Source organism: Paeniglutamicibacter quisquiliarum (assembly GCF_019084045.1).
GTDB classification, from domain to species: domain Bacteria; phylum Actinomycetota; class Actinomycetes; order Actinomycetales; family Micrococcaceae; genus Paeniglutamicibacter; species Paeniglutamicibacter quisquiliarum.
Map to the genome: position 1 here is coordinate 90,414 of NZ_JAHRED010000010.1, position 13,044 is coordinate 103,457.

Sequence of the window (13,044 nt, forward strand, 5' to 3'; positions counted from 1 at the left end):
TATCCCGTGCCTTGGTGGTCCACATGCAAGCACGTCGAAAACGACACGTTGAGTCATCCAGCCGAACGAGGCAGCCCTGCCGAAATCTGCTTGGTAGATTTCAGGGTATGCGTCGAGCCGTCTGCCCCGGGTCCTTTGACCCCATCCATAATGGTCATGTTGAGATCATTGCCCGTGCCAGTAACCTCTTTGATGAAGTCATCGTGGCTGTGTCAACGAATTACGCCAAGAAGTACCGCTTCGAACCGGATGAACGCCTGGAAATGGTTCGCGAAACCATCGGGGGACTGCGCGGTGTCAGCGTCGAACCCATGGGGGATGGCTTGCTTGCAGACTTCTGCAAGCTCCATGGTGCCGATGCCATCGTCAAGGGCCTTCGTTCCACAGTCGACTACCAATATGAGACTCCGATGGCAGTGATGAACCGCCACCTGACAGGGGTGGAGACCGTGTTCCTGGCTGCCGACAACCGCTACACGCACCTGTCCTCGTCGCTGCTCAAGGAAGTCCAGTCGCTGGGGGGCGACGTCGCGGATTACCTTCCGAGGACCGTCCTAAAGAGATTGCGATCTAACACGCCCTGAAGGACGACGGGTTCGTTGGGCCGCTAGGCCATGAAGTAATGTCGTGGCTATGACTGAGAACCGTCGAGTAATCAAAGCCGTTATCCCTGCCGCTGGATTGGGGACACGTTTCCTGCCGGCCACCAAGGCAATGCCCAAGGAAATGTTGCCAGTTGTCGACCAGCCGGCAATCCAGTACGTTGTCGCCGAAGCGTCGAAGGCGGGGCTTACCGATGTCTTGATGATTACGGGACGCAGCAAACGAGCCCTGGAAGACCACTTTGACCGGGTTCCTTCCATGGAGGCAACTCTCGAGGCCAAGGGCGACACCGAGAAATTGCGCCGGGTCCAGGAAGCCACGGATCTAGGTGAAATCCACTACATTCGTCAGCGCGACCCCAAGGGCCTGGGCCATGCGGTGCTGTGTGCGAAGCAGCACGTTGGCAATGAGGCATTCGCCGTCCTGCTGGGCGATGATCTCATTGACGAACGCGACGAATTGCTCTCGATCATGATCGACGTGCAGGAAAAAACCGGCGGGTCCGTCATCGCCGTGATGGAAGTTGAACCGGAGCAAATCAGTGCCTACGGTTGCGCCGATGTTTCGGCCGTGGACGGCGAGGGCTACGTCAAGGTCAACGGGCTGGTGGAAAAGCCGGCGGTGGAGGATGCTCCCTCAAATCTCGCGGTCATCGGTCGCTACGTCCTGCACCCGCGGGTGTTCGAGATCCTCGAGGAAACCCAGCCGGGACGCGGCGGCGAAATCCAGCTGACTGACGCCTTGGAGACCCTGGCCGCTGCAGACGGACCGGGCAGTGGCGTTCATGCAGTGGTGTTCCGCGGGCGTCGGTACGACACCGGTGACAAACTGAGCTACCTCCAGGCAATCATTTCCCTGGCATGCGAACGCGAGGACCTAGGCCCGGACCTCCTGCCGTGGCTCAAGGACTTCGTCGCGGGGCGCTAATATTTATGTAATTGGCAAGGCAATCTCAGCGTCCTCACAGGGACGCTGAATAGCCTTGCCTTAGTTTGTTCGAAAGTTGTCGACCGAAACAATGCCTCGCGTCGTCCGAGACTTCTCGTTCTGGTCTTATGGAGACGTTGATTGAGTATTAAAAAGGAATTCCCCGGCGAGTACGTTCCCCGTCGCCTCGCTCGGCGCAAGAAACGCACGGGTATCGTCGTGCTCCTGAGCACGATCGCCGTGGTTGTCGTGGCCGCCGTGGTGGCCAGCACGTATGTAGCCAATTTGGCCGAAACGTTCAATTCGAAGACACGGGTCATCGGCGAGGCCTTCCCTGAGGAGCAGCTCCGCCCGGTGAAGAATCCCGATGACGGGTCCCTGAACTTCCTGTTGCTTGGCGTAGACCATGGGGAAAGCGGCAAGGATACTTCCGAATTGCTCAAGTCGGGTGCGTCGGACCAGCGGTCCGACTCAATAATGCTGATGCATATTCCTGAGGACCGGAAGGGCGTGTACGTGATGTCGATCATGCGCGACCTCTACACGGAAATCCCGGGCTATGGCAGCCATAAGATCAACTCGGCAATGTCGCTGGGGGGCGTACCCCTGGTCGTCCAAACCGTTGAGGGGATACTTGATACCAAAATCGATCACGTCGCAATGGTCGATTTTGACGGATTCAAGGACCTGACCGCGGCATTGGGCGGGGTTACGGTCCACAACGATATTGAGTTCACCTCGACCGACAGCAAGAAGCATCACTATCCGGTTGGCGATGTTGTTCTCGAAGGCAACAAGGCATTGAGGTTTGTCCGTGAACGCAAGCCGTTCATCGACGGCGACTACCAGCGAGTGCGCAACCAGCAGAAGTTCATCAAGGCGGTCATGACCGAGTTGCTCTCCAAGGACACGCTGACCAACCCGGCGACAGTTTTCGAAGTCATTGACAAGGTCTCGCCGTACCTGGCACTCGATGACGGATTGGATGCCGCCACGGCTGCAGGAATCGGTCTTCAATTGAAGGACCTGCGTGCGTCCGGGATCAAGATGTTCACCTTGCCGACGGCTGGCCTTGGCACCTCGCCCGATGGTCAGTCAATCGTTCTGCGCGATGAACAAGCGCTCCTCGACTTGGGTGAGGCACTCCGGACCGACACACTTAAAGCGCACTTGGACCGCGTTGATTTAGACCAGTGACCACTGATACATAGATCACACATCGCCCTGTCGCCGGATGCAAACCGGCCATCGGCATGCGTATCTACTAGACTTCATTAGGTTCGCCGGCGACAGCAGGCGAGTAAACCGTGATCAACGAGGTAACGAGAATTATGACAGCTGCCGAATATGCGGCGCAGTACGGCCTGAACAGGGTCGGTGCTCGTCCGGACCTGGTGAGCTATCTTAAGCATGCGTGGGCCAGACGAGACTTTGCGTTTGAACTTGCCAGAAGCAAGCTGCAGGCTTCGAACCAGCGCAACCGACTGGGTATGCTCTGGGTTGTAATTCAACCGACAATGAACGCCCTCATGTATGGCTTCATCTTTGGGATTCTTCAAGGCGGGAACAAGCCTCTCGACTTTCCTGCCCACGTCGTAATTGGCGTGTTCCTTTTTGAGTTCTTTGCAGGTTCTGCAAATTCCGGGGCCAAGTCGATCACAGGCAATGCGGCCTTGGTTCAGTCCTTGGCATTCCCACGAATCACGCTGCCCATCGCGGCGGTCATTCAGCAGTTTCTGACGTTGGTTCCAATGCTGGGAGTCATGTTTATCTACTGCATGATCCTTGGCACGACACCAAAATGGAGCTGGCTCATGGTGGTTCCATTGCTCGTCTTATTCACAATGTTCAATACCGGTATCGCACTGGTATGCGCCCGACTGACAGTTCATGTGCGAGACTTCACGCAGATCCTGCCTTTGATTACGCGGATCCTGTTCTTTACTTCGGGGGTTCTCTTCAGCGTCGACCGAATACTGACTGCGTTTCCGGCTCTTGTCCGCTTGTTTGACTTCCATCCGATTTACCAGGCATTGCAAATTGCCCGAGGTTCCATCATGAACGGCGTTGAATACCCGTCGTTCTACTGGGTTGTTCTATCTGTCTGGGCTGTTGCGGCCCTCGTTGGCGGCACCATTTACTTCTGGGCTGCGGAGGAGCGTTATGGTCGAGTTGACTAATTTTGATGATCTGATCAATCCACGCCTGCATGGCAAGTTCGAACCCAAGCCGGTCTACGACGTTGAAACCCAAACTTCAACAGAGACTGCATCAATAGAAATTGATGCTGCCCGCAAGCCCGTGGTTATCGTGGACAATCTTCACGTCAAGTACCAGGTCTATTCGAGTGGCAAGTCCGTTGGTGCCGCGGGTGCCAAGCGCCTGTTGCAGTCATCGACGCGCGGTATTCGGGAAGTCCATGCCGTCAAGGGCGTGTCATTCGTCGCCTACGAGAACGAGTCGATCGGTGTGATCGGCTCGAACGGCTCCGGCAAGTCAACGCTCATGCGCACCATTACCGGCCTGACGAGTCCTGCTGAAGGATCCGTCTACGCCTCCTCGCGCCCGAACATGTTGGGTGTTGGCGCGGCACTGATCCCTGACCTCTCCGGTGACAAGAACATCATGCTTGGTGGTCTGGCCCTGGGGTACAACCGCCAGGAAATCAACGAGATGCGCGAGGACATCACCAAGTTCGCGGAGCTCGAGGAATTCATCGACCTGCCCATGCGTACCTACAGCTCCGGTATGTCCGCCCGGCTGAAGTTCGCCATCGCCGCCTCCAAGCAACACGACATCCTCATCGTCGATGAAGCCCTGGCCGTTGGTGACGCCCGCTTCCGCAAGCGCAGCGAGGCCAAGATCCGTGAGATCCGAGAAAACGCCGGAACGATCTTCTTGGTCTCCCACTCGATGGGATCGATTCTGGATACCTGCAACCGGGTCATTTGGATCGAAAAGGGCGTCCTGATGATGGACGGGGACGCCAAGAAGGTTGTCAATGCCTACAAGGCCAAAAAGAAGTGACTTCCGCGCAGACCCTAGGCGTTTCCTATGTCATGCCGGTGCTCAACGAGGCCGAGTACCTCCGAGATGCCGTCGCCAGCGTTTTTGGCCAGGACTATGCCGGGGACAAGGAAATCGTCTTGGCGTTGGGTCCCAGCACCGATTCGACCGACGAGGTCGCGGCGGAGCTGGCGGCCGAGGATGCCAGGGTCAAGCTGGTCCACAATCCCCAGGGGCGAACGCCCATCGGGTTGAACCTCGCCATCCAGGCTTCGCAGCACCCGATCGTGGTTCGCGTGGACGCCCACAGCGAACTCATGCCGTCCTATACGGCGCGCGGGGTGGAGACCATGTTCCGCGTTGACGCCCACGATGTCGGCGGCCTCATGGATGCACGGGGCAAGACGCCCCTGCAGCGTGCGATAGCCGCTGCCTACCATTCCCCGTGGGGCCTAGGCGGCGCCGCGTACCACAGCGGTGCACCCGAGGGCCCGGCCGAGTCCGCCTACCTGGGTATTTTCCGCCGCGAGGTCTTCGACGAGGTCGGCTACTACGACGAGTCGCTTCACCGCGCCCAGGACTGGGAACTTTGCCTGCGCATCCGCCAGGCAGGATATAGGGTCTGGTTCGATCCCGAACTCGAGACGGCCTATTACCCGCGTGATACCTACAAGGACCTATCCGCCCAGTCATATGCTTCCGGTGTCTGGCGAGGGGAGCTGTCGCGCCGCTACCCTGACGGAAAATCAATCCGCCACGACCTGCCGCCGCTGATGGTTGTCGGTACCACCCTGGGTACTGTTGCCTGGCTGATTGACCCTTGGCTGACGGCCGAGGCGCCCGGCGCCGTGCGGCTCGCGCTGAACCTCCTGAAGCTTGCGCCGGTCGGATATGCGGGCCTGGTGGTCTTTGCGACATTGACAGGCAAGCGAACCACCATGAAGGAGAAGCTTTTGATGCTCGGGGTTTTCCCGGCCATCCACTTCCCGTGGGCCGTCGGCTTCGTCAAGGGTCGCGTGCGTGGTGCGCAGGGCACCTTGGATAGGGGAAGGGTGCGTTCATGAACACCGAATCCATTCGACCCAGCCATCCGACGCTCGAGCAGCTGCGCGCTGTATGCCAGCCCCCGGAAGTCCGAGCCCGGCGCAATGCCGAGCACTGGACGGCGGAACTGTACCTGCGCCACATCTCCATCTACCTGACAGCCGTCCTGGTGCGCACGCGCATCAGCGCCAACGGCGTCACCGGGCTCATGATCCTGGCCGGCTGGCTTATGTCGGCCGCCCTGCTGATCCCTGGGGTGTGGGGACCGCTGCTGGCCGTCGTCCTGTCCCAAGTTCAGCTCTACTTTGACTGCAGCGACGGTGAAGTGGCGCGCTGGCGCGGCACCCAGTCGCCGCGCGGGATCTTCATTGACATGGTCGGTCACCACACCACCGAGGCGTTGATCCCGATCGCCGTGGGCTACCGCGTCTTCGTCGAATTGCAGGCCCAGGGGGCGGACGCGGCGCAGGCCTGGCCGACGCTCTTCATCGCCGCAGTGCTCTCCGTGCTGCTGGTGCTCAACCGCTCGCAGAGCCTGATGGTCCACGCCGCCCGCAGCATGGCCGGACTGGGCAAGCTCCCGGACACGGCCGAGGCACGCGCGGTGGCCTCGGCAAGCCTCGTCGGGAAACTGCGCTCGGCTGCCCGTTTCCTGCCCTTCCACAAGATGCTCCATGCCGTGGAACTCAGCCTCCTCATCCTGGCGCTGTCGATTGTCTCGGCCATCGTGGGCGTTCCGGGCATCGCGGAGAAGTGGATGCTTTGGATCCTCCTGCCGGCCGTGCTGCTGGTGAACGTCGGGCATTTCGTTGCGACCATGGCCTCGTCACGGTTGCGGTGAACCCTTGATGAGCCCAGAAGGCAATCTTCCCTCCATCGGCGTCGTGGTCCTGACCATGGGCAATCGACCCGTGGAACTGAACCGCGCCTTGAAGAGCCTCTTGGGCCAACAAGAGGTCGAACTGGATGTGGTGGTTGTCGGCAACGGCTGGGATCCGGTCGGACTTCCCGCGGGAGTCCGTGCCCACTACCTGGAACACAACCTGGGCATCCCGGCCGGCCGCAACGCGGGTGTCCCGTTGGTGACGGGGGAGTACCTGTGCTTCCTGGACGACGACTCCTGGTTCCTGGACCCGGACTTCCTCGAAGAGGCAATATCCAGGTTCGAGAGCCACCCCCGGATGGGACTCCTCCAGCCGCGGATCACCGACCCGGCCAGCAACGACGACCCAACCCGGTGGATCCCAAGACTGAACAAGCGCACAGCCGGGGAATCGAGCAGGGTCTTCCACGTGGGTGAAACGTGCCTGCTGATGCCCCGCCACATCTTCGACGAGACCGGCGGCTGGGCCGGCGGGTTCTGGTACGCACACGAGGGCATCGAACTTGCCTGGCGCGTCTGGGACACCGGACACCACGTCTGGTACGCCGGCGACATGCGCATCGGCCACCCCGTGGTCGACCAGAGGCGCCACGAGGAGTTCTACCGCCTCAACGCCCGAAACCGGGTGTGGCTGGCCAAGCGCAACTTGCGCTGGCCCTTCAGTTGGGTCTATGTGTCCAGTTGGGCGCTGGTCGAAGCCACGCGCTTGCGCAAGAACCCCGAGGCGGTGCGACAGTACTTCAGCGGATGGCTTGCCGGATGGCGGGAAAGCCCCTGGTACGCAACGCCCCGGCGAAAACTCAAGTGGTCTACCCATCTGCGCATGCTGATGGCCGGCCGACCACCCGTAATCTAGGATTTCGATCCCTGCGCCCCAGGGCGCAACAATGCAGTAATGGAGTTGAACATGGCAAAAACAGTCCTGACCTATGGCACGTTTGATCTTTTTCACATCGGGCACCTGAACATCCTCAAGCGCCTCAAGGAAAAAGGCGACCGCCTGATCGTCGGCGTTTCGACCGACGAATTCAATGCCGTCAAGGGCAAGAAGCCAATCGTTCCCTTCGAGCAGCGCATCGAGATTGTCAGGGCGATCAAGTATGTCGACGAGGCCATCCCGGAAAACAACTGGGAACAGAAGCGCCTGGACATCGCCAAGTACGGCGTCAACGTTTTTGGCATTGGCGAAGACTGGAAAGGCAAGTTCGACGACCTGGGTAACGAGGTCGAGGTCGTGTACCTTCCCCGCACATCAGGCATTTCCACCACGGAATTGAAGCGGGTGCTGAGTGCGTTCGACGAACGCCACGTGGCGAAGCTGAAGGACACCCTGGACAGCCTGAGCCAGATCGTCAAGGAACTGAGCTAGCGACCCCCTTGCATGGATGAGCCCTCCCATCGGGGGCTCATTTGGCGTGCCCGGGCACGGACGCATGGCGTCCGTAATCCTTGGTCTCGCCAACGCGGGTGACCTGGCCGACGGGCCCGTCGAAACGATGAACAACAACGAGCAATTCACCGTGGGCCAGGAGCACCGCCTGGATCCGGCCGGCGGCCCCGGCGACCGCAAGGATTCCGCGTAAAAGGAAACCGATGAGTTCCGCGACTGCAACCAACAGGAGATCATGAGCACCCCTCAGCCAACGCACTTCAGACAAGATATCCAGGGCTTGCGCGCCATAGCCGTCGGCCTCGTGGTCATCTACCACCTGCTGCCGCAAAGCATCACCGGCGGATTCATCGGCGTCGACGTCTTCTTCGTGATCTCCGGCTTCCTGATCACTTCCCATCTCATCAAGCATCCGCCGCGCAAACCGGCGGAATTTGGCACCTTTTGGTTGCGCCGGATCAAGCGGCTCATTCCGGCGTCGATGTTGGTATTGTTTTCCACCGTTGTCGCGGTACGCGTCTTGGCTCCGGAGTCCTTTTGGCGGGACAACACGCTCCAGTCGATTGCGTCGGCGTTCTATTCGCAGAACTGGTACCTGCTCGCCACCAGCGTTGACTATATGGCCGAGGACAATGCCCCCACGGCGGTTCAGCATTATTGGTCGCTGGCGGTCGAGGAACAGTTCTACCTGCTGTGGCCCCTGTGCATCGCCGCCCTTTGGTGGTTTGCTGTCAGGAAGAAACTCATTCCCAAGCGAATCGTGTTGGTCGGTGTTGCGCTGATTGTCGTTCTGTCCAGCGCCTATTCGATCTACCTGACCTCCGTGGAACCCGGGGTCGCCTATTTCTCCACCTTCACCCGTGCATGGGAACTTGCCTTGGGAGCAGTGGTGGCCCTGCTCCCCACTCCGCGGGAGCGCTTCAGTTTCTCGCTTGCGGGCGCCGCGCTTGCCTGGGTGGGCATTGCCGGAATCGTCGGCGCCGGCATCGCATACGATTCGTCCACGCCGTTTCCCGGCTACCAGGCGGCGCTGCCCGTCGTGGGGACGGCGGTGGTGATCTGGGCTGCCGCGACGTCGTGCTATTCGCCGACCACACTGCTTTCCTCCAAGCCCTTCCAGTTCCTGGGGGCGCACTCCTATTCGATCTACCTGTGGCACTGGCCGATCCTGGTCTTGCTGCCGTTCGTTTCCGGTCCCTTGGGCACCCTGGATCTGGTGGCCGTGGCGCTGGCAACCATCGCGCTGTCGATGCTCACCAAGAAATACGTCGAGGACGCCTTCCGCAAGACACTTGACGTCTCGCCCCTGGTGACGCCCCTGCGGTTCCTGGTCGTCGCCACGGCATCCGTTGCCTTGGTCGCAGGAGGCGTCGCCGCGGAAGCCCACCTCCGGGAGCAGGCGGCCAATGTTTCACTCGAAGCGGCACTGCAGGGATCCGTTCCCTGCTTCGGTGCGGCAGCGCTGCCCGATCGGAATGGCGCATGCCAATACCAGCCGAAGAAGGAACTGATCCTGTCTCCGGCCCTGGCAAAGGACGACAAGTCTGCCGCCTATGCTGATGGGTGCTGGTCCACCGAACCGTACGAAAAGAAGCCGACTTGCACCTACGGAACCGGCAAGACCAAGGTCGCGCTGGTTGGAAATTCCCATGCCGGGCATTGGCTACCGGCACTTGAGGAAATGGCCGCCGAGAAGGACTGGACCATCACGACCTACCTGGTGTCGCGGTGCAATCCGACCGAGGCCCCGTTGAAGTTCGACGCCGACGTCAAATCCCAAGGCTGCGCCGACTACGGCAAGTGGGTCCTTGACCAGACCGCCCACGGCCAGTTCGACCTGATCGTCACCTCCGAACGGCAATCGGTACCGGTGCTTGGCCATTCCATGGCCACGACCGAGGCACCCGCCCGTGACGGCTACAACGAGTACCTGGATCAATGGACCGCCTCGGACACGCCGATCGTGGTTATCCGCGACACGCCCTATCCGGGCGCCACGTTGCCGAACATCCCGGACTGCGTGGCCACGGCAACGAACGCCAATGCGCAGTGCTCGGGGAGTCCCGACAGGTGGGAGTGGATGGATCCCCTGGCGGAGGAGGCAGAGGAACGCGCGCACGACAACGTGGCGGTTATCGACCCCACGAGATACTTTTGCCAGGAGGGCACCTGCCCGGCAGTGATCGGTGGTGTCGTCGTGTACTTCGACGCCTCCCACATCACCGCCACCTACGCCAAGACGTTGACCCCGTTCCTGGAAAAGGATCTGGACCAGGCGTTGCGCAAGATCACCTAGCGGCACGGCGTACGACCCCCGGGCGTCGAGACCGGTGCGGTGAATGCTTCCGCACCGCGTCGCGCCTGGCGGTCGCGGCGGCAACCTAGGCCTGGGTCGCGGCGCCGCTGACGGCGATTGCTGCCGCGATGAACCTGTCCGTGGCGCGGCCCAACGAGGGATTGCCGAAGACGTCGTCGCGCAGCGATCGTTGCCGCGCGGAGGGACCGCCGGCGGCCATGCGGGCAACCGTGTCCAAGGTATCGCGCATATTCCCTTCGAGCAGGTCCTCGGCTGCCTCGTCCAGCGACAGCGCCTGCTCCGGGTCCAGTTCCCGGATCATGGGTGTATCGGTGCTGTGCAGCAGCATCAGGGGCCTGTCCAGCCCGATGGCATCCATGGCCATGGCCGAAATATCGCACACGACGACATCCGAGCCCCTGATGCTCAGTGAGGAATCGCCCGCTACCTCGACGCGGTGCCCGGCGTCCTTGTCACCGGCGGCGGCCGCTTCGATGGCTTTTTCAATACGGGAAAGCTCCCGGCGGGCCGTTGCCGACCAAGTTCCGGTTTTGGGGTGTGGCCGAAACACCACACTGAAACGTCCGTCCGCCAGCATCGCCTCGACGAGGCCTGCCCCCACGGTGGTGATGGACGAGTAGGCCATGCTTTTCCCGTCGCCCTCCCAGGTCGGCGCGTACAGCACCCTGGTGCGCCCGGCGGGGGAGTGCACCGGGGAACCCGCAGCGGGGACGTCGAGTTGGGGCCTGCCGATCTCGACGAGCTTGGCAGGGTCAAAGCGGGGGATGGCTTCCAGGATGCGGGTCCGGGCGGCACGGCCCGCAATGAAGGCAAAGTCATAGGCCTTGAGTTGGTTGGAGACCATCGACGACTTTTCGCTTTCGCCGTGGCTCAGGTGCACGTGGGCCGGGCCGCTGATCCGCAGCATGGTGAAGTTGGCCTGTGAGTTGTTGACATAAAAAATGCCGGAGGTACCCCACGATGCCAGGCTCGTCTCGATGCGCTCCATGGAGCGTGACAGAAGGACCGGCAGTCCGGTTCGCTGCGTGACCAGTTCGGCCGTGAGCGCATTCATCACCACCAGGCACACGCCGTGCCCGCTGCGCTGGAGGGCCTCAAAGGGCGCCAGCCACTGTTCAAGTTGGTAGCTCTGCCCGGGACCTTCAGCAAAGAAGACCACGAAATCAACGGTCTCCGAAGGTCCGGGCAAGTTGTTGCGAAGAGTCCTGGCCACCCTTTTCTCGACGGCAACGGCATGGATTTTCCTGGACATGAGTTGGGACTGTCGCAACACGACTTCGAAGGTGCTCACCGGTCCATCCTATGTGCGTCTGCGGGGGAGCCTGCGCCCGGATGTCGGAACCTGCCAGGGAAAATGAATAGACTGGTGGGGCGGCAAACGTACCTGCGCGCGTTGGATTCGATACCTCGAAGGTTGTGTTTATGTCTCTGGAGTCCGGTTGGAAAGGCCGAGTTGCCACCATGGTTCCGCCCGGCTTCTGGCGACGGTCCATCGAACTCCTGGACCGCAAGACCCCCGCTTCCGACCTCTCCATTGCGGAACTCAGGCGGGTGCAAGGGGTCGCCTTTTCAGGCAGCGGACCCGGGTCCGCACATCAGCTCCGGTGGACAGGCGGCAGACCACAGGTCCACGTTGGCGAGCGCGACGCCTCGGCGCTGCGTCCCGCATTGATGTCCGCCGGCTGGGTCCTGGAGCCGATCGCCAAGGACGCACTACCCCCGGGAGCGGTGACCGGTTGGAGCTGCGCGACCAGGTCCCAAACGGGTCGCCGCAGGGACCTCGTCGAGGCGATCGGGGTGCACCTGTTGGTTGTCCCGGATGGCAGGGATTCGGCCGCCAAAAACGTCCTGGAAGTGGCCGAACCCGTCGACCTGGTCTACACGTGGGTGGATGGCGCCGACGAAGAGTGGCAAAGGCAGCGGCGTGAAGCCCGGGCAATGGTATCCGGGAACCTCCTGCCAACCGCTGACGACCAGGCCAGATACGCCTCGCATGACGAATTGCGCTATTCACTGCGATCGGCCGAGGCCTTCCTTCCGTGGATCAACCACATCTATGTGGTCACTGCGGGGCAGCGCCCCGCATGGCTCAACGCCGAGGATCCCAGGATCACGCTCGTGGACCACCGCGAGATCTTTGCCGACCCCGATGCCCTGCCGACCTTCAACTCACACGCCATCGAGTCACAGCTGCACCGGATCCCCAAGCTGTCCGAACGTTTCCTCTACGTCAACGACGACGTGTTCTTCGGGCGCTTGCTGGGACAACAGGTCTTCTACACGCCAACGGGCTACCCGAAGTTCGCACTCACCAACGCGAGATTCGATCTCCCGGAGGCACAGAACCTGCCGGTCAACGTCGCGGCCATGAACAACAACCGTCTCCTGGAAGCCGCCTTTGGCAAATCGGCCGCCCACAAGTTCAAGCACGTGGCCCATGCGCAACTCAAGTCGACCTTGACCACCATTGCTCAGCAACACCCGCTGGAAACCAACCGGACGGCCAGGGCGCGATTCAGAAGCGATACCGACCTGTCCATTCCCTCGGCGCTTGCGCATTACTACGGATGTGCCTTGGGCGCGGCGTTCCCCGCGGAGATCGACTACCAATACGTGGACCTGGGTGCGGAACAGGTGCACCTCAAGCTGGCCAGGCTATTCCTGCAAGAACGTCCCCAGATGTTCTGCCTGAACGAAGTCAGTGTCCATGAACATCAACATGCTGATCGCACCTCGACGGTGAGGCAGTTCCTGCAGCATGTGTTTCCCTGGCCGTCATCCTTCGAACTCGCCAGCGACGGCGGCAGCTAACGTGGGCAACAACGGGGCAGCAGCAGGATCCATGGCAGATTGTCCGGGGCCACTCGGCTCCAG

13 protein-coding genes are annotated in these 13,044 nt (G+C 61.1%); 12 read left to right on the forward strand and 1 reads right to left on the reverse strand.

Annotated features, from left to right (window positions below):
• Positions 1–107: 107 nt before the first annotated feature.
• From coaD to KRR55_RS16820, 11 genes are all read left to right on the forward strand, one after another.
• Complete coding sequence (coaD, locus tag KRR55_RS16770; RefSeq protein ID WP_217390455.1) at positions 108–584, forward strand: pantetheine-phosphate adenylyltransferase; 477 nt, start codon at positions 108–110, stop codon at positions 582–584.
• 49 nt (positions 585–633) lie between these two features.
• On the forward strand, positions 634–1,530 hold the full coding sequence (gene galU, locus KRR55_RS16775; protein ID WP_217390456.1) for a UTP--glucose-1-phosphate uridylyltransferase GalU: 897 nt from the start codon (positions 634–636) through the stop codon (positions 1,528–1,530).
• A gap of 141 nt (positions 1,531–1,671) precedes the next feature.
• Positions 1,672–2,727 (forward strand): LCP family protein, encoded by a 1,056-nt coding sequence (locus KRR55_RS16780; protein ID WP_217390457.1) that lies wholly within the window; start codon positions 1,672–1,674, stop codon positions 2,725–2,727.
• Between the two features lie 110 nt (positions 2,728–2,837).
• Positions 2,838–3,710 (forward strand): ABC transporter permease, encoded by an 873-nt coding sequence (locus tag KRR55_RS16785; protein ID WP_336245150.1) that lies wholly within the window; start codon positions 2,838–2,840, stop codon positions 3,708–3,710.
• A complete protein-coding gene (locus KRR55_RS16790; RefSeq protein WP_217390458.1) occupies positions 3,694–4,557 on the forward strand; it encodes an ABC transporter ATP-binding protein in 864 nt (287 codons plus the stop codon). Before KRR55_RS16785 ends, KRR55_RS16790 begins: the two co-directional genes overlap by 17 nt.
• The gene (locus KRR55_RS16795) at positions 4,554–5,600 is read left to right on the forward strand and encodes a glycosyltransferase family 2 protein (protein WP_336245151.1); all 1,047 of its coding nucleotides are present in this window, start codon (positions 4,554–4,556) and stop codon (positions 5,598–5,600) included. The genes KRR55_RS16790 and KRR55_RS16795 overlap by 4 nt, the downstream gene beginning before the upstream one ends.
• Positions 5,597–6,421, forward strand: coding sequence for a CDP-alcohol phosphatidyltransferase family protein (locus KRR55_RS16800; RefSeq protein WP_217390459.1), 825 nt, complete (start codon positions 5,597–5,599; stop codon positions 6,419–6,421). The genes KRR55_RS16795 and KRR55_RS16800 overlap by 4 nt, the downstream gene beginning before the upstream one ends.
• A 7-nt stretch (positions 6,422–6,428) precedes the next feature.
• Positions 6,429–7,319, forward strand: a complete 891-nt coding sequence (locus KRR55_RS16805; RefSeq protein ID WP_217390460.1) for a glycosyltransferase family 2 protein — start codon at positions 6,429–6,431, stop codon at positions 7,317–7,319.
• A 39-nt stretch (positions 7,320–7,358) separates the two neighbouring features.
• The gene (locus tag KRR55_RS16810; protein WP_336245152.1) at positions 7,359–7,832 is read left to right on the forward strand and encodes an FAD synthase family protein; all 474 of its coding nucleotides are present in this window, start codon (positions 7,359–7,361) and stop codon (positions 7,830–7,832) included.
• Between the two features lie 64 nt (positions 7,833–7,896).
• A complete protein-coding gene (locus KRR55_RS16815) occupies positions 7,897–8,046 on the forward strand; it encodes a hypothetical protein (RefSeq protein ID WP_217390461.1) in 150 nt (49 codons plus the stop codon).
• Positions 8,047–8,088: 42 nt separating this feature from the next.
• Complete coding sequence (locus KRR55_RS16820; protein WP_217390462.1) at positions 8,089–10,149, forward strand: acyltransferase family protein; 2,061 nt, start codon at positions 8,089–8,091, stop codon at positions 10,147–10,149.
• An 85-nt stretch (positions 10,150–10,234) separates the two neighbouring features.
• Here the strand turns inward: KRR55_RS16820 and KRR55_RS20690 are convergent, their stop codons facing one another.
• Positions 10,235–11,461 (reverse strand): CDP-glycerol glycerophosphotransferase family protein, encoded by a 1,227-nt coding sequence (locus KRR55_RS20690; RefSeq protein WP_217390463.1) that lies wholly within the window; start codon positions 11,459–11,461, stop codon positions 10,235–10,237.
• A gap of 131 nt (positions 11,462–11,592) precedes the next feature.
• Here KRR55_RS20690 and KRR55_RS16830 point away from each other — a divergent pair, with 131 nt between their 5' ends.
• Positions 11,593–12,981 (forward strand): stealth family protein, encoded by a 1,389-nt coding sequence (locus KRR55_RS16830; RefSeq protein ID WP_217390464.1) that lies wholly within the window; start codon positions 11,593–11,595, stop codon positions 12,979–12,981.
• The last annotated feature ends 63 nt before the right edge of the window (positions 12,982–13,044 follow it).

Bases quoted from the DNA above. Each gene is read 5' to 3' on its own strand.
- KRR55_RS16820 (WP_217390462.1), top strand. From the start codon at position 8,089: ATGAGCACCCCTCAGCCAACGCACTTCAGACAAGATATCCAGGGCTTG.
- KRR55_RS16815 (WP_217390461.1), top strand. From the start codon at position 7,897: ATGGCGTCCGTAATCCTTGGTCTCGCCAACGCGGGTGACCTGGCCGAC.
- KRR55_RS16830 (WP_217390464.1), top strand. From the start codon at position 11,593: ATGTCTCTGGAGTCCGGTTGGAAAGGCCGAGTTGCCACCATGGTTCCG.
- KRR55_RS16790 (WP_217390458.1), top strand. From the start codon at position 3,694: ATGGTCGAGTTGACTAATTTTGATGATCTGATCAATCCACGCCTGCAT.
- KRR55_RS16805 (WP_217390460.1), top strand. From the start codon at position 6,429: ATGAGCCCAGAAGGCAATCTTCCCTCCATCGGCGTCGTGGTCCTGACC.
- KRR55_RS16800 (WP_217390459.1), top strand. From the start codon at position 5,597: ATGAACACCGAATCCATTCGACCCAGCCATCCGACGCTCGAGCAGCTG.
- KRR55_RS16810 (WP_336245152.1), top strand. From the start codon at position 7,359: ATGGAGTTGAACATGGCAAAAACAGTCCTGACCTATGGCACGTTTGAT.
- galU (WP_217390456.1), top strand. From the start codon at position 634: ATGACTGAGAACCGTCGAGTAATCAAAGCCGTTATCCCTGCCGCTGGA.
- coaD (WP_217390455.1), top strand. From the start codon at position 108: ATGCGTCGAGCCGTCTGCCCCGGGTCCTTTGACCCCATCCATAATGGT.